14 protein-coding genes and 1 pseudogene are annotated in these 15,577 nt (G+C 64.3%); 8 read left to right on the top strand and 7 right to left on the bottom strand.

Annotation, left to right across the window (positions count from 1 at the left end; translation table 11 throughout):
* Together PF446_RS00715 and grxC are read right to left on the bottom strand one after the other, a co-directional pair.
* Window positions 1-133: pseudogene (locus tag PF446_RS00715) on the bottom strand (carboxymuconolactone decarboxylase family protein); the annotation flags it as partial.
* Window positions 130-393 carry a glutaredoxin 3 gene (gene grxC, locus PF446_RS00710; protein WP_298068704.1) on the bottom strand — a complete coding sequence of 88 codons (264 nt, stop codon included), beginning with the start codon at window positions 391-393 and terminating at the stop codon, window positions 130-132. The pseudogene PF446_RS00715 and the gene grxC, both read right to left, overlap by 4 nt.
* Window positions 394-579: 186 nt before the next feature.
* Between grxC and PF446_RS00705 the strand changes: the two genes are divergently transcribed.
* The 7 genes from PF446_RS00705 (at window position 580) to PF446_RS00675 (ending at window position 9,565) form a co-directional block, all read left to right on the top strand.
* Window positions 580-2,259: a M48 family metalloprotease gene (locus tag PF446_RS00705; protein ID WP_298068702.1), complete on the top strand. Its 1,680-nt coding sequence runs from the start codon at window positions 580-582 to the stop codon at window positions 2,257-2,259.
* A gap of 70 nt (window positions 2,260-2,329) precedes the next feature.
* On the top strand, window positions 2,330-3,019 hold the full coding sequence (gene phoB, locus PF446_RS00700; RefSeq protein WP_298068701.1) for a phosphate regulon transcriptional regulator PhoB: 690 nt from the start codon (window positions 2,330-2,332) through the stop codon (window positions 3,017-3,019).
* 44 nt (window positions 3,020-3,063) lie between these two features.
* On the top strand, window positions 3,064-4,281 hold the full coding sequence (phoR, locus tag PF446_RS00695; RefSeq protein WP_298068699.1) for a phosphate regulon sensor histidine kinase PhoR: 1,218 nt from the start codon (window positions 3,064-3,066) through the stop codon (window positions 4,279-4,281).
* 59 nt (window positions 4,282-4,340) lie between these two features.
* Window positions 4,341-6,440 carry a polyphosphate kinase 1 gene (gene ppk1 / locus PF446_RS00690; RefSeq protein WP_298068697.1) on the top strand — a complete coding sequence of 700 codons (2,100 nt, stop codon included), beginning with the start codon at window positions 4,341-4,343 and terminating at the stop codon, window positions 6,438-6,440.
* Between the two features lie 71 nt (window positions 6,441-6,511).
* Window positions 6,512-8,020 carry a Ppx/GppA phosphatase family protein gene (locus PF446_RS00685; RefSeq protein ID WP_298068696.1) on the top strand — a complete coding sequence of 503 codons (1,509 nt, stop codon included), beginning with the start codon at window positions 6,512-6,514 and terminating at the stop codon, window positions 8,018-8,020.
* A 76-nt stretch (window positions 8,021-8,096) separates the two neighbouring features.
* Window positions 8,097-8,819 (top strand): peptidylprolyl isomerase, encoded by a 723-nt coding sequence (locus PF446_RS00680; RefSeq protein ID WP_298068707.1) that lies wholly within the window; start codon window positions 8,097-8,099, stop codon window positions 8,817-8,819.
* Complete coding sequence (locus PF446_RS00675; RefSeq protein ID WP_298068694.1) at window positions 8,816-9,565, top strand: UDP-2,3-diacylglucosamine diphosphatase; 750 nt, start codon at window positions 8,816-8,818, stop codon at window positions 9,563-9,565. The genes PF446_RS00680 and PF446_RS00675 overlap by 4 nt, the downstream gene beginning before the upstream one ends.
* Here PF446_RS00675 and PF446_RS00670 read toward each other — a convergent pair.
* Genes PF446_RS00670 through folC form a run of 5 tightly spaced genes read right to left on the bottom strand, consistent with a single transcriptional unit; the run spans window position 9,540 to window position 14,869 of the window.
* Window positions 9,540-10,373, bottom strand: a complete 834-nt coding sequence (locus PF446_RS00670; RefSeq protein WP_298068691.1) for a ferritin-like domain-containing protein — start codon at window positions 10,371-10,373, stop codon at window positions 9,540-9,542. The genes PF446_RS00675 and PF446_RS00670 overlap by 26 nt on opposite strands.
* Window positions 10,366-11,847: an amidophosphoribosyltransferase gene (purF, locus tag PF446_RS00665; protein WP_298068690.1), complete on the bottom strand. Its 1,482-nt coding sequence runs from the start codon at window positions 11,845-11,847 to the stop codon at window positions 10,366-10,368. The genes PF446_RS00670 and purF overlap by 8 nt, the downstream gene beginning before the upstream one ends.
* Window positions 11,848-11,860: 13 nt before the next feature.
* Complete coding sequence (locus tag PF446_RS00660) at window positions 11,861-12,514, bottom strand: CvpA family protein (protein WP_298068688.1); 654 nt, start codon at window positions 12,512-12,514, stop codon at window positions 11,861-11,863.
* 19 nt (window positions 12,515-12,533) lie between these two features.
* Window positions 12,534-13,547 carry an SPOR domain-containing protein gene (locus tag PF446_RS00655; protein ID WP_298068686.1) on the bottom strand — a complete coding sequence of 338 codons (1,014 nt, stop codon included), beginning with the start codon at window positions 13,545-13,547 and terminating at the stop codon, window positions 12,534-12,536.
* A gap of 50 nt (window positions 13,548-13,597) precedes the next feature.
* Window positions 13,598-14,869 (bottom strand): bifunctional tetrahydrofolate synthase/dihydrofolate synthase, encoded by a 1,272-nt coding sequence (folC, locus tag PF446_RS00650; RefSeq protein WP_298068684.1) that lies wholly within the window; start codon window positions 14,867-14,869, stop codon window positions 13,598-13,600.
* A gap of 91 nt (window positions 14,870-14,960) precedes the next feature.
* Here folC and PF446_RS00645 point away from each other — a divergent pair, with 91 nt between their 5' ends.
* On the top strand, window positions 14,961-15,416 hold the full coding sequence (locus PF446_RS00645; protein WP_298068706.1) for a nucleoside deaminase: 456 nt from the start codon (window positions 14,961-14,963) through the stop codon (window positions 15,414-15,416).
* Window positions 15,417-15,577 lie beyond the last annotated feature (161 nt).

Here is a 15,577-nt window from a genome sequence, read left to right as displayed (position 1 = left end):
CATCCAGTGCACCTTCACGGTAAGTCTGGCTGTCGAGCGCGAAGAAGCGGCGAACGACCTGGTTGTCCTGCTCCAGGATGCGATCGTTCATGCGGGCACGGAAATCTGCAAAGGACTCGCTGTCTGCACTCATGCGCTGGAACTCAGGATCTCGGCCAGGGAGCCGTCACGGTCAGCGGCGGCAAGCTGGTCAAAGCCACCCACATGGGTGCCGTTGATGAAGATCTGCGGCACGGTACGCGCGCCCTGGCTGCGCTCGCGCATCTCGGCCAGGGAGGTCGGGTCGGTGTCGATGCGGATCTCCTGCCACTCCAGTCCCTTGGACTTGAGCAGGTTCTTGGCTGCCACGCAGTAGGGGCAAACCGCGGTGGTATAGATCTGGATGTCGGACATGTGCTGCACATTCCTCTTGATGAATGGTTTACAGCCACGAAGATGCGGATGGACGACATGATTAACAAGTCCGTACCACGGACGTCCGGCGCTGTGGCCGGTGAACCCGGGCTGGGGTATCGTGGTCCAAGATATTCCGCAGACCGGGCATTGACGCCCTGCTACCCGCCTGACATTGCACTCACCATGGCGTTTCGCTCCCTCCTTCTCATCATCCTCATCGCCAGTCTCAGCTTTGCAGCCGGGGCCCAGGATGACGTGCGGCTGCGGCTGCCGGAACTGGGCAGCTCCGCGGACGCACTGATCTCGCCGCAGGAAGCTGCGCGGTACGGCGCCGCGATGCTGCACCAGATGCGCGCGCTGCACAAGGTGCTGGACGATCCACAGGTCAACCAGTACCTCAACGACGTGGGCTACCGCTTGGTCGCAGCCAGTGCCGATCCGAAACAGAAATTCACCTTTTTCGTGGTCCGCGACTCCGAGATCAATGCCTTTGCAGCGCCTGGCGGCTACATCGGCGTCAATGCAGGCCTGATCACCCTCACCCGCAACGAGAGCGAACTGGCGGCCGTGATGGCGCACGAGATCGGGCATATTTCCCAACACCATCTGGAACGCGCCTTCGAGGCCTCGAAAAAGGATGCTCCACTGATGGCGCTGGTGCTGCTGGGCGCCATTGCCGCCGGCAGCACCACCCGCAATGGTGGTGACGCAGGAATGGCCGTACTGGCCGGAGGACAAGGACTGCTTGCGCAAAAGAAACTCAACTTCACGCGCGCCGACGAGGCCGAAGCTGACCGTGTCGGCATCCAGACCCTGGCGCAGGCAGGCTACGATCCCGAGGCGATGGCCGACTTCTTCCAGCGCATGGAAGACACCCTGCGCCCCGGAAGCGGCGGCATTTCGGTCCCCGCGTTGCTTCAGACCCACCCGGTCACCGCCGAGCGCATCAGCGATGCACGCGCGCGTGCCCGCGTGCTCGAAAAGGAAATGGCCAAGCATCCGGTTCTCCCTATGGACCAGCAACAACTGGAAGACATCACCGCCCCGCTTGCCTTCGTCAAGGATCCCACCCAGTTGGTGCCCCACCAGGGCAACGGCGACCCGCCGGACCACAGTTTCAGCCAGTTCACCCTGATGCGCGAGCGTGTCCGCGTGCTCACCGGCGACGACAACCAGTTGCTCGGCTACTACGCGAAAAACTTCCCGCGCAAGGATTTTGATACCGCTTACAACCACTACGGCTATGCACTGGACCTGATCGAGACCGGCCAGCCCGGCAAAGCCCTGGGCCAACTCAAGCCACTGCTGGAGCACCACCCGCAGAGCATGGCGCTGCGCCTGGCCATGGCCCAGGCGCTGTTCCAGAACGGGCAGCGCAAGGCGGCGTTTGCACGCTACGCCAAGATGCATGACGATGCGCCCGACAACCATGCCGTGACCCAGGCCTATGCCGGGGCGCTGACCCAGGCCGGCAGCCGCGCCCAGGCCGGCAAGGCCGAGGCCATGCTGCGGCCATTGCTTGATGACAGCGAGGATCCCGACCTCTACCAGAACTATGCCCGCGCCAGCGAAGAAGCCGGAAAGCCCGTGCGTGCCGGCGAAGCCTTTGCCTACGCCAGTTACCTCTCGGGCCGTCCCTTCGACGCCATGCAACAGTTCCGACGGCTACTCAACCGGCATGGTCTGGACTATTACCAGCGCGCACGCATCCAGTCCCACATCGCCGAACTCACCCCCCTGTTGATGGAATTGCGCAAGCGCCACGTGGATACTCCGGATCACCACGAAAGCAGCGACTCGTCCGACCTAGGTCAGGACGGCGTGACACAATCCGGACTTTGCCTGGCAAAGTCATGCAGTTGAAACATGATGTCATCGCGCGGTAACAGTGGGGCGCTGCAATACCTTAGTCACAACCACACAGGTAATCGGCGTGCAAAAACGCATCCTGATCGTCGAAGATGAAACCTCGATTCGCGAGATGGTCGCCTTTGCCGTTCGCAAGGCGGACATGCAGCCGATCCATGCCGAGGACGCCCAGGCCGCGCAAATGGCCATCGCCGACACCGTGCCCGACCTGATTTTGCTCGACTGGATGCTGCCCGGCATCAGCGGCCTGGAATTCGCACGGCGTCTGCGCCGCGAGGAGCTGACCCGCGAGATTCCGGTGATCATGCTGACCGCACGCGGCGAGGAGATGGATCGCGTGAACGGCCTTGAGGCTGGCGTCGACGACTATGTGGTCAAACCGTTCTCGACCCGCGAACTGATCGCACGCATCAAGGCCGTGCTGCGCCGCAGCCACGGTGACGACGAAGCCGGCATGATCGAGATCGGCGGGCTACGTCTGGACGGTCCCGCGCATCGCGTGTTCGCCGGCGAGGACCCCGTCCGGATCGGGCCTACCGAGTACCGGTTACTGTACTTTTTCATGACCCATCCCGAACGCGTGTACTCGCGCTCGCAACTGCTCGACCATGTCTGGGGCGGCAGCGTCTACGTCGAGGAACGCACCGTGGACGTGCATATCCGTCGTCTGCGCAAGGCGCTGGAGCCGTGGCACCTCGACAACCTGGTACAAACCGTGCGCGGCGCCGGGTACCGCTTTTCAGGCAGCATGTGAACAGCCCCGTTTCGTCTCTCCGATTTCCTGCCGTGGCCGGAGGGATGCTGGCCGGTCTGATCCTGGCCACCCTGGGCGGCATCTTCACCCACGCAATCACGGCATGGATTGCCGTCGCCGCGTTGGTCGAGGTTGTGCTGCTGCTTGTCCATACCCGACGACAGGACGTCGTGATCGAGAACAGCCGGTTCATTCCCGACGCCCGCTTTGAGCGCCTGCGCATGCGCTCGCGCCGGCTCTCGCGACAACTGCGCGACCTGCGCAGCGCAGCCGGCTCGCTGCCGGATGCAGCCGTGCTGGTCGATGGCGAGGGCCGCATCCGCTGGTTCAACCAGGCCAGTGAGCACCTGCTCGGACTGCGCCGCGCGCATGACCGCGGAAAGCTGCTGACCGAACGCCTGAGCGAAACCACCCTGGGCACCTGGCTCGAAGGCGGCGCGTCCGATACCCTCAACGACGTACCCGCGCCCAACCGACCCAACCTGCGGCTGAGCATGGTCATGATGCCCTTCGGCCATCACCAGAGGATGATGATCGGCCGTGACATCAGCGACCTGATGCGCCTGGAGCAGGTACGCCAGGATTTCGTCGCCAACGTCTCGCACGAGTTGCGCACGCCCCTGACCGTGATCCATGGCTACCTTGAATTGCTGGATCCGGACGACCAGCCCGAACTGGGTCCGGTGATTTCGGAAATGCGGGTGCAATCGGAGCGCATGGGCCAGATCGTCGAGGACCTGCTGATGCTTTCGCGACTGGAAACCCTGCAGCCGCTGCAGGAGGAGCATGTGTCCATGGCCCCTCTGCTTGCGACCCTGCGCAGGGAAGCCATGGCTCTGAGCCACGGTCGCCATGAGGTCCATCTGGAGGAACGCACCGAAACCGACCTGTATGGCTCCATCCGTGAATTGCACAGTGCGTTCTCCAACCTGGTGTCCAATGCGGTGCGTTATACGCCCACCCATGGCAGCATCACTCTGATCTGGGAGCGCATTGACCAAGGCGCGCGGTTCACCGTGCGCGACACCGGGCACGGCATCCCGGCCAACCACATCACACGCCTGACCGAACGCTTCTACCGTGTTTCCTCCAGCCGCTCACGCGACTCCGGCGGTACTGGACTGGGACTTTCGATCGTCAAGCACGTGCTCAACAGACACCAGGCCGAACTCCACATCGAGAGCGAGCCGGGCAAGGGTTCCGCCTTCAGTTGCGCTTTCGGCTCCGCCCGCCTGCTGCAGCCGGTCCAGGCTGACGCCTGAACCATCATGCCCATGTCCGCTCGGACTATCATGTCCAAGCCCTGTACCAGGATCCCGCCGTGAACGCCTCGCCCGAAAACACTCCGGCCGCCCCCGCCAGCATCGACCTGGACCAGCCCGAGCTCTATCTCAACCGCGAGCTGGCCGCACTGGAATTCAACTTCCGCGTGCTGGCCCAGGCCAGCGACCCGGACATGCCGCTGCTGGAACGGCTGCGCTTCCTGTGCATCACCAACACCAACCTGGATGAATTCTTCGAGGTCCGGGTGGCGGCGCTTCGTCATCATTTCGCTTTTGGCGACTCCATTCCCGGCCCCGATCACATGCCTGCCGGAGAAGTGCTCGAACGCATCCGCGAACGCTCGCTGGCACTGACTTCACAACAATACGCGGTGTGGCAGAACGAACTGCTTCCCGCGCTTGCCCGTGAAGGCATCCGCTTCATCAACCGCCGGCAGTGGAACGACAAGCAGCACAGGTGGCTCAAGGGATACTTCCAGAACGAGATTCTTCCGGTACTTTCGCCGCTGGGCCTGGACCCGGCGCATCCGTTTCCGCGCATCCTCAACAAGAGCCTGAACCTGGCCGTGACCCTGGACGGTCACGACGCCTTCGGACGCGAGGGACACATGGCGCTGGTACGTGCGCCACGCTCGCTCCCGCGCATCATCCGGCTGCCGGAGGAGGTCTCCGGATCGCGCCATGATTTCGTGTTCCTGTCCGGCCTGTTGAACCATTTCGCCGACGACATGTTCCCCGGGTTCCGGGTCAAGGGCTCGTACCAGTTCCGCGTAACACGCAACAGCGAGCTGATGGTGGACGAGGACGAAGTCGAGAACCTGGCATCGGCGCTTTCCGAGGAACTGGCCGGTCGCGGATATGCCAAGCCGGTGCGTCTGGAGATTGCCAGCAACTGCCCCAAGGGCATCACCGACCTGCTGACTGCCAACTTCGGCCTCGGCGAACACGACGTGTACCGCTGCGACGGGCCTGTCAACATCAACCGGGTGATCGCGATCCACGACATGATCGATCGACCGGATCTCAAGTTCAGCAAGTTCGTACCTCGACTGGCCCCCGCGCTGACCCAGCACCTGAGCATTTTCGACGGTCTGAAACAGCAGGACATCCTGCTGCACCAACCCTACGATGCGTTCCAGACGGTCATTGAACTGCTGCGCCAGGCCGCGAACGACCCGCAGGTGCTGGCCATCAAGCAGACGTTGTATCGCGTGGGCATCGAGTCGCCGTTGATCGACCTGCTGGTGCAGGCCGCGCGCAACGGCAAGGACGTCACCGTAGTGGTGGAACTGCGTGCGCGCTTTGACGAGGCGGCCAACATCGAACTGGCCACGCGACTGCAGGAAGTGGGCGTACAGGTGGTCTACGGCGTCGTCGGCCACAAGACCCACGCCAAGATGCTGCTGATCGTGCGCCGCGAGGACGACGGCCTGCGCCGCTATGCACACCTGAGCACCGGCAACTACCACACCGGCACGTCCAAGCAATACACCGACCTGGCCCTGATCACGGTGCAGCCGGAGATCGGCGAGGACATGCACAACATTTTCCAGCAACTGTCCGGCCTGGGCCAGGTGTCCAGGCTCAAGCGTCTGCTGCAATCCCCGTTCACCCTGCATGAGGGCGTGATCAAGCGCATCGAACGCGAGATCGAGCATGTGCGCGCCGGCCGCACCGGTCGCATCATTGCCCGGATGAACGCGCTCAACGAGCCCAGCGTGGTCAAGGCGCTGTACCGCGCCTCCATGGCCGGTGTGGAGATCGACCTGATCGTGCGCGGCGGTTGCACGCTGCGGCCCGACCTTCCCGGCATTTCCGAGCACATCCGCGTGCGCTCCGTGGTTGGCCGTTTCCTCGAACACAGCCGGGTGTACTGGTTCGCCAACGGTGGTGATGCAGAGCTGTTCTGCTCCAGCGCCGACTGGATGGAACGCAACCTCAAGCATCGCGTGGAAGTCGCTTTCCCGATTCTCGACCCGCACCTGGCCGCGCGCGTCTACGATGAGGCTCTGCTCAACTACCTGCGCGACAATACCCAGGCTTGGCGCCTCGAGGCCGATGGTCGTTATTCCCGCATCACCCCCGGCGAGCGCCCGCCCCACAGCGCACAGAAAGCCCTGCTTGGACAGCTCGACTGAATCGCCGGACCTGCAGCAACCAGACCAGCCATGCAATCATGACCGGCAATCGCAAGCGGAGTGGGTTGAGCATGGCCAGCGAATCCCTGGGTGACGGCGACCTGATCGCCGCTGCGGATCTGGGCTCGAACAGCTTTCACCTGGTGGTCGCCCGGCATGAGCAGGGCGAACCCCGGGTCATCGACCGCATGCGCGACAGCGTGCGGCTGGCGGCGGGCCTGCGCGAAGACGGCACCCTCGACCCGGACTACCTGAAACGGGCCATGGATTGCCTGGCGCGATTCGGCCAGCGGATCGCCGACATTCCCGGCCGACGCATCCGCGCCATCGCCACCAACGCGGTCCGCCAGATGGCCGATTCGGAAGGCTTTCTGGGACAGGCCGAAAATGCTCTCGGACAGCCCGTGGACGTGGTTTCCGGTCGCGAGGAGGGACGCCTGATCTTCCTCGGCGTGAGCCATGGGCTACCGTTGTCCAGACAGCGGCGGCTGGTGATCGATATCGGTGGCGGCAGCACCGAGTTCATCATCGGGCAGGGACTGGTGCCGTTGCAGACCGAGAGCGTGCAGGTCGGTTGCGTCGCCTCCACGTTGCGCTTCTTCCCCGATGGCACGCTCACCCGCAAGCGCTGGAAGCGCGCGGTGGACGAGATCGGCCTGCAATTGCAACAGTTTGCCGCCGACTACCGGCACACCGGATGGGGGCATGCCTACGGATCGTCCGGCACGGCCAAGGCGGTAGGTTACCTGGTGCAGAACATGGGCCTGTCCGAAGACAGCATCCGGGCCGAGCACCTGACCGTGCTGCGCGATGCGATCCTCAAGTGCAAGCGGATCGACGCCATTAACCTGCCGGGATTGAGCGCCGACCGCGCACCGATCATTGCCGGCGGCGTGGCCATCTTCGAGGCCGCCTTCCGCGAACTCGGCATCCGCACCATGGATGTCTGCGAAATCGCCATGCGCGAGGGCGTGCTGTGGGATCTGCTCGGGCGCGCAGGCGACCGCGATCCGCGCATCGCCAGCATCCAGTCCCTGGCCGCCAGGCATGCCGTCGACACCGCGCAGGCGCGCCGCGTGGAGTCCACCGCACTGGCACTGTTCAACAAGGTTGCCGAGCCATGGGACCTGGGCCAGGGCGAGCAGGAATGGCTGTCCTGGGCTGCCCGGGTGCACGAGATCGGACTGGCCATCGCGCACAGCCAGCACCATCTTCATGCCGGCTATATCCTGCGTAACGCCGACCTGGCCGGATTTTCACGCCAGGAACAGGAATTTCTCGCGGCCATCGTGCAGAGTCACCGTCGCAAACCCGACGCATCACTGTTCAAGGCTTTGCCCACGCGCTATCGCGTGCCGGGTCGCCGCCTGACCGCCGTGCTGCGGCTTGCGGTGTTGCTGCGACGCGCGCGGCGTCAGCAGAAACTGCCCAGGATGCAGCTCAAGGCGCGTGCCGAGACCCTTCGACTGAGCCTGCCGCAAGCATGGCTGGACGCCCACCCTCTGACCGACACCGACCTGGCACGCGAAGTCTCCACCATGCGCGAACTGGGCATCAAGCTGGTGCTGCGCGCCGAATGACAACGCGCACGCACGCCCCCGGATGCCCGGCTTGCGTATCATGTACAGGCCATCCTTCCCGCCATCCCTGACCGCCATGAATCGACGCCTGACCGCTCTTACTCTGATCCTGCTGCTGGTCCCCTTCGCGGCATCGGCCGGTTCGCCCGCCACCACATCCAGTGCAGCCACACCCGCCGCGGCAGCGGCCGCGGCAGCGCAGCCGGAAGTATTGCTGCAGACCAGCCAGGGCGACATCACGCTGCAACTGTATCCAGGCAAGGCCCCCAAGAGCGTGGCCAACTTCCTGCAATACGTGCGCAACGGGTTCTACGACGGCACCACGTTCCACCGCGTGATCAAGGGCTACCTGATCCAGGGTGGACTGTACACAAGCCAGCTCAAGCCCAAACGCACGCGCACCCCGGTTCAGGCCGAAGCCGACAATGGCCTGTCGAACCTGCGTGGCACGATCGCGGTGGCTCGCGGGGCGGCCCCCAATTCGGGAACCTCACAATTCTTCATCAACCTGGTCGACAATCGCCGACTGGACTACTCCAGTGACCAGAGCGGACTGACCTGGGGCTATACCGTTTTCGGCAAGGTGGTGAAGGGCATGGATGTGGTCGACAAGATCGCCGGTCTGCCGACGCATGCGCAAGGCCCCTTCGCCGCGGATGTTCCCGAGCCACTGGTGGTGATCAAAAGCGCGCACGTGATCGGTGAAGGTGCTGCCGCCTCGGGCAGCGCGAAGGCACCGGCTGCGGCGCACACGACTTCAACCACACCGGCACACGGAAAGGCCGCTTCCAGCAAATGAGTACACTGTTCATTTCCGACCTGCACCTGGACGACGCTCGACCCGCGATCACCGATCTGTTCGAAGGCTTTCTGGCCAGCGACCAGGTCCGCACCGCCGATGCCCTGTACATCCTCGGCGACCTGGTCGAGGCCTGGGTCGGCGACGACGATGACGCCGCGCTTCCCGCACGCATCGCCGATGCCCTGCGCGCACTGCACGAACACGGGGTGCCGGTCTACTTCATGCATGGCAACCGCGACTTCCTGCTGGGCGGTGAGTTTGCCCGCCGCGCGGGCATGCAGTTGCTGGACGACCCGGTGGTGCACCAGCTGTACGGCACCCCGACACTACTGATGCATGGCGATCTGCTGTGTACTGACGACACGGTCTACCAACAGGTCCGTGCCGAGGTGCGCACGCCCGAATGGAAAGCCCGGGTGCTGGCCACCCCACTGCAAGCGCGACGCGCGCTGGCCGCCAAGTCACGCCAGGAAAGCCGCTCGCACACCGGCACGGCCGGAGAACAGATCATGGACGTGAACCCGGACACGGTCGTCGACAGCTTGCGCCAGGCAGGAGTGCGTCGGTTGATCCACGGCCATACGCATCGCCCTGCCGTGCACGATCTCGAACTCGATGGATTGCCCGCGCAGCGCATCGTGCTGGGCGACTGGTACGAACACGGCTCGGTCTTGTGCGTGGACGGCGACAACATCCAACTGCGCGGTTTGCCACTCGCTACCGGCAGTACCGATCGCCATTGACTGGCGCCTGCGTGGAGGCTTGCAGATCGGACAGCTCGTCCTCGTCGAAGCCAGCGGCACGACGTGCGGACAGGTTGAAGGGGCCCTTGGGACCACCGCGCATGTAATCCGACAACAGCTTGCGAAAGGTGGCTCGCGGCTCCAGGCCATCGCGTGCGCAACACCAGCGAAACCAGTGGCTGCCGCAGTGAACGTGCGCGACTTCCTCGCGAAGGATCACCTCTAGGATGGCCACGGTATCCATGTCGCCGGCCGTCTTCAGACGCTCGATCATGCCCGGCGTGACATCCAGGCCACGAGCCTCCAGTACGCGCGGCACCAGCGCCATGCGCGCGACGTCGCTGTGCGCGGTCTTTTGCGCCATGTCCCAAAGGCCATTGTGCGCATCAAAGTCACCATAGGCGTGTCCGAGTTCGCACAGGCGGCCGGCCAGCAAGGCGAAATGCCGCGCCTCATCGTCGGCCACGCGCGCCCAGTCCGTGTAATACGCCGCAGGCATGCCCCGGAAGCGGTAGACCGCGTCCCAGGCCAGGTTGATGGCGTTGAACTCGATGTGGGCAACGGCATGGACCAGCGCCACCCGACCTTCCGGCGTACCCAGGCCACGCTGGGGCAACGCACGCGGTGCCACCAGTCGCGGGCGTAGTGGTCGCCCGGGATCCCCGATCGGTGGTGGCGGCAAAGCCTCCGCGTCGACGGCCAGTTCACCCGCCTGCAGCGCGCGCCACGTCGCATGCGTTTGGCGCAATTTGTCTTCCGGATCGCAACAGTCGATGCATGCGCGGGCGCGGGCCAGCACGTCAGGCACTGCGGCGGTTATCCTTGGCCTTGGCCTCGTCCGAACGCAGCATTTCAAGCTGCGCCAGGTAGGCCGGATCCACCCCGGTCACGTATTCGCCGGAAAAGCACGAAGTATCGAAATGCTGGAGCATTTCGTTGCCATCGGCAACGGCCCAGATCAGATCGGCAAGATCCTGGTAGATCAGCCGGTCGGCACCGATCAGGTGCTGGATCTCGTCGACTTCGCGACCGGCCGCAATCAATTCGGCCACGGCGGGCATGTCGATGCCGTAGACATTGGGATAACGCACCGGAGGCGCAGCCGAGGCCACGTAGACTTTCTTGGCGCCGGCTTCGCGCGCCATCTGGATGATCTGTCGCGAGGTGGTGCCGCGCACGATCGAGTCATCCACCAGCAGCACGTTCTTGTTGCGGAACTCCAGGTCGATGGCGTTGAGTTTGCGCCGCACCGACTGCACGCGCTCGCCCTGCCCCGGCATGATGAAGGTCCGGCCGATGTAGCGGTTCTTGACGAAGCCTTCGCGAAACGGCACGCCCAGTTCCATGGCCAGCGTGCTGGCCGCGGTACGCGAAGTGTCGGGTATCGGAATCACCGAATCGATGTCGTGGTCGGGCCACTCGCGCAGGATCTTCTGGCCCAGTTTCTCGCCCATGCGCAGGCGCGCCTTGTACACCGATACATCCTCGATCATCGAGTCCGGTCGCGCCAGGTAGACGTATTCGAAGATGCACGGCGCATGTACCGCGCCCTCGGAGCAGTGACGGGTGACCAGCTGACCGTTGTCGCTGATGATCACCGCTTCGCCCGGCTCGACATCACGCTTGACCTTGAAACCGAGAATATCCAGCGCGACGGATTCGGAAGCCACAGCATACTCGCGACCATCTGGCGTCTCGCGCTCACCCAGCACCAGCGGTCGAATGCCATGCGGGTCGCGAAACGCAACCAAACCATAACCCAACACCAGCGCAATGCAGGCGTAGCCGCCGCAGGCGCGCGCGTGCACCCCGGCCACGGCCTTGAAAATGTGGTCGGGCGTGAGCTGCAGGCGATCCTGGATCTGCAGCTCGTGAGCGAGAATATTGAGCAGGATTTCCGAATCGGAATTGGTGTTGATATGGCGACGGTCCTGCTCGAACATTTCGCGCCGCAAAAGCTCGGTGTTGACCAGGTTGCCGTTGTGCGCAAAGGCGATGCCATACGGCGAATTGACGTAGAACGGTTGCGCCTCGCCTACGTCGTCGCTGCCCGCCGTCGGATAGCGGCAATGGCCGATGCCGATCCGGCCACCGAGCTTGTCCATGGCCTGCTGAGTGAATACATCGCGCACCAGCCCCTTGTGCTTGTGCAGGCGCAGCTTGGCGCCGTCGACGGTGGCGATGCCGGCCGCATCCTGGCCACGGTGCTGCAACACCGTCAAGGCGTCGTAAAGCGATGAGGCAACGGGACGGTTGCCGACGATTCCGATAATTCCACACATGAGCAGACGTTCTCTAGGGTGTATTCGAATCCGATGCGCCACTGGCGACCGGAGAAAGTGTGCGTGGTGATGTGCTGGCCGCTGCCGCGGGTATCTCGCGCAAAGCCTGCCTGCCCCTGGCCAGCCCCGCTCCGATGGCATGCTTGAGCCCGGCGGGAACCCTCATGTCCGGCGCATCATTCTTGTTGAAGTACTTTTTCACATCGTCGGGCAGTCGCTGCACCAACCAGTCTGCACCGACCTGGCCCCTGGCAATCAACACCGACTGCTTCCACCAGGGGTCACGGCTGAAGGGCGTGAAGCCCAGCACGAACACCAGCAGGATGACGACCAGCATGCCGCGCAACACACCGAACATCATGCCCAGCAGGCGGTCAGTGCCGGTCAGTCCGGTGCTTTCGACCAGTCTGGAAATCAGGTACCGCACGAGTGCGCCCAGCAGCAGCACCACGATGAAGCACAGGCCATAGCCCGCCAGCACGCGTGCAGAGGGCAACTCGATCAGGCCGCGGAACTGTGCCGATACCGATGCGCCGAACGCCCAGGCCACCCAGAACGCCGCGATCCAGATCACCAGCGCCATGACTTCGCTGACCAGTCCGCGCCACAGGCCGATGACCATCGACAGGACCACCACGCCAAGTACGAAGTAGTCGGCCCAGTTCATGGCGTGCAACGCCTGCATCTCAGGGCACCGTCACGACCACGCCGGATTGGCCCAGCCTGGATTTGATCGCATCACGCAGGGTCACCGCGTCGGCGCGTTGCGTACGCGGGCCGGCACGCGCGCGCCACAGGGTTCGTCCTGCACTGCGCACATCGTCCACATAACCATCGAATCCGGCGGCCCTCAATTTGGCCGCCTGGGCCTGGGCGTCCGCCTTCTTGCTGTAGGCACCGATCTGAACCGCCCAGCCTCCTGCCTTGTGCGTGGACGCGGCGTTCGCCGGGGTGTCGCCATGTTGATCGCGGGTCACCGCCACCAGCCGGGCCGGGGCACTGGGAATGGAGGCCTTCAGGCGAAGCCGCGCGGCCTCTGCGGCGGCACGCGTGGCGAATGGGCCGGCGGTCACCCGAGTGACCGTCTTGCCAGACGCCGTGGTCTGCTCGCCGTGCGCAGCATAGCCAAGCTTGCGCACGCGCCGTCGCAGAGCGCCGGCATTGGCTGCGTCGGCATACGCTCCGAGGTTGACCTCGTAGACGCCGTCCGCGGCTTGCCCGGGGGCATTCGCATTTCCGGATGGCTTGGCGCTGGTGCGGGAAACCTTGGGTTTTTCCGGTTGCGGCCCGGCGACCGCAACGGAGGCATTGGAAGCTTTAGATTGGACCTGCTCCGTGGTATTGCCTTTGGGTGTCGTTTTGGCCTCAGGCGTCGCCTTGTCGGCGGGAGCTGCATCATTTTCCGGGTGCACGTCCCTTGGCACGCGCGATGGCAGGTTTACCGTGGCCAGCGTGTTGGAATCCGTCGATGCGGCGCCCGTGCTTGCAGCTCCGGCCACGGTCGCGGACGTGGCCGGAGGCGCCACACTCATGGTGCGGGTGGTCAGCTCCTGATCGGGAGATACCGGAAGGGCCAGGCTGACCGTCTTGCCGTTGTCGGTTTCAGGGCTCTGTCCGGGGAAGAACATTGGCACCACAATCACGGCGATCGCGATCAGTACGAAGGCACCGATCAGACGCGTTTTCAGGGCAGGCTCCATGGGAGACCTCACATGCTTGATATTGCGATTATACCTGTCATGGACAAGCGTTACGGGATTCCATGCACGGAGCCGTTCATGCTGCGCAGGACAGCGGCCACGACAAAGAACGAGCCGAAGATGAGGATCCGCTGCGGAACCGCCCACTCTGCGGCATCCAGCGCCGACAGCACATCGGTGTGCAGCGTATATGGGGTCGAATCCGGGAATCCAAAAGCCAGCGACCGGGCGGGCAGCCCGCGCGGCGATTCGGATTCCAGCCCGGCCAGATGCCAGTGCGTGATCCGGCCTGCCAGCGCGCTGCATATGCCGGCCACGTCCTTGTCCTCCAGCGCGCCGAATACCGCATGTATGGGGCCGCGGACCGGATGCTCATCCAGCCAGCTTGCCAGCATGCGGGCCGCCTGCGGATTGTGGGCCACATCCAGTACCCGCTCGGGCGTCCCCGGAAAACGCTGCAAACGCCCCTGGAGCCGCGCCGTGCGCACGCCTTCGGCCAAGGCAGAAGCAGGACAGTCCATGCGGTCCTGAAGTGCGTGCAAAGCCGCCACCGCCGCCGCGGCATTGGCTACCTGGGCAGGCGCATCAAGCACGGCATCAGGCAGCTCCAGACGGGTCCCGTCACGGTGCATCCAGGTCCAGCCGCTCTCGTGTTGGCGCACATGATAATCAACGCCCGCCCGCTGCACTGCGGCACCGATACGTTGCAACGCATCCAGCAGTCCTCTCGGCGGATCGGATTCGCCGATGATGAGTGGACGATCCGCACGTGCGATGCCTGCCTTCTCGACGCCAATCGTATCCCGATCGGACCCAAGCCATGCCTGGTGATCCAGATCCACCGTGGTGACGATGCCGGCATCGGCATCGACGATGTTGCTCGCATCCAGGCGTCCACCCAGCCCGACCTCGATCACGGCAACGTTCACCCCGGCGCGGGCAAACAGGTCCAGCGCGGCCAGCGTACCGAATTCGAAATAGGTCAACTCGGTATCCAGTCGCGCCTTCTCGATGCGCTCGAACGCGTCGCACAACGATGCGTCGTCGGCATCCTCGCCGTCGATGTGCACGCGTTCGTTGTAGCGCAGCAGGTGCGGCGAGGTGTAGGCGCCCACGCGATGTCCGGCCGCGCGCAGCATTGCCACAAGAAACGCCACCGTCGACCCCTTGCCGTTGGTCCCGCCGACGATCAAGTTCACCGGGGCACGCGGGGCCCCCATGCGCTGCCAGACTTCGCGCACGCGTTCCAGGCCCAGCTCGATCTCGTGCGGATGCACGCGCAGCTGGTAGGCGAGCCATTGATCGAGTGTGCGAGCGCTCATCGTCGAAGTGTAACGGGGCCACGCGGTTTGCGTGCAGCCTTGATCAGATGCGATACACGCGGCAGAGGCTTCACGCTAGGATTCGAGCATGATGACCGATACCCCGAAGCGTGACCCCTACATGCAGGCCGCTCTGGACGAGGCGCGCCAGGGCCTGGCCGAGGGCGGCATCCCGATCGGTGCCGTGCTGGTGCACCAGGACCGCATCCTGGGCCGCGGCCACAACCGCCGCGTGCAGCAGGACAGTGCAACCCTGCACGGCGAAATCGACGCACTGGAACGCGCCGGCCGCCAACCGGGCCGGGTGTACCGCGAAAGCGTGCTCTACACCACCTTGTCGCCCTGCGCGATGTGCAGCGGCGCGATCCTGCTGTACGGCATCGGCCACGTGATCGTGGGCGAGAACACCACGTTCCTGGGCGAGGAAACCCTGCTGCAGCAACGCGGCGTCCGGATCGAAGTGCTGCAGGACCCGGATTGCATTGCCCTGATGGGCGATTTCATACGGGCCTGCCCCCAGCTCTGGAATGAGGATATCGGCAGCTGATCGCGTCTGCGCGGCTACAGGGGAACCTTGCGCAGTCGCAATGCGTTCGACACCACCGACACCGAGGACAGGCTCATCGCCAGCGCCGCGATCATCGGCGACAACAAAATGCCGAACACGGGATACAGCACGCCCGCGGCCAGCGGCACGCCAAGCGCGTT

This window comes from Oleiagrimonas sp., assembly GCF_027858935.1.
In the GTDB taxonomy this organism is placed as follows: Bacteria; Pseudomonadota; Gammaproteobacteria; order Xanthomonadales; family Rhodanobacteraceae; genus Oleiagrimonas.
The sequence above is the reverse complement of the archived record's forward strand: the minus strand, read 5'-3'. Positions and strand labels throughout refer to the sequence as shown.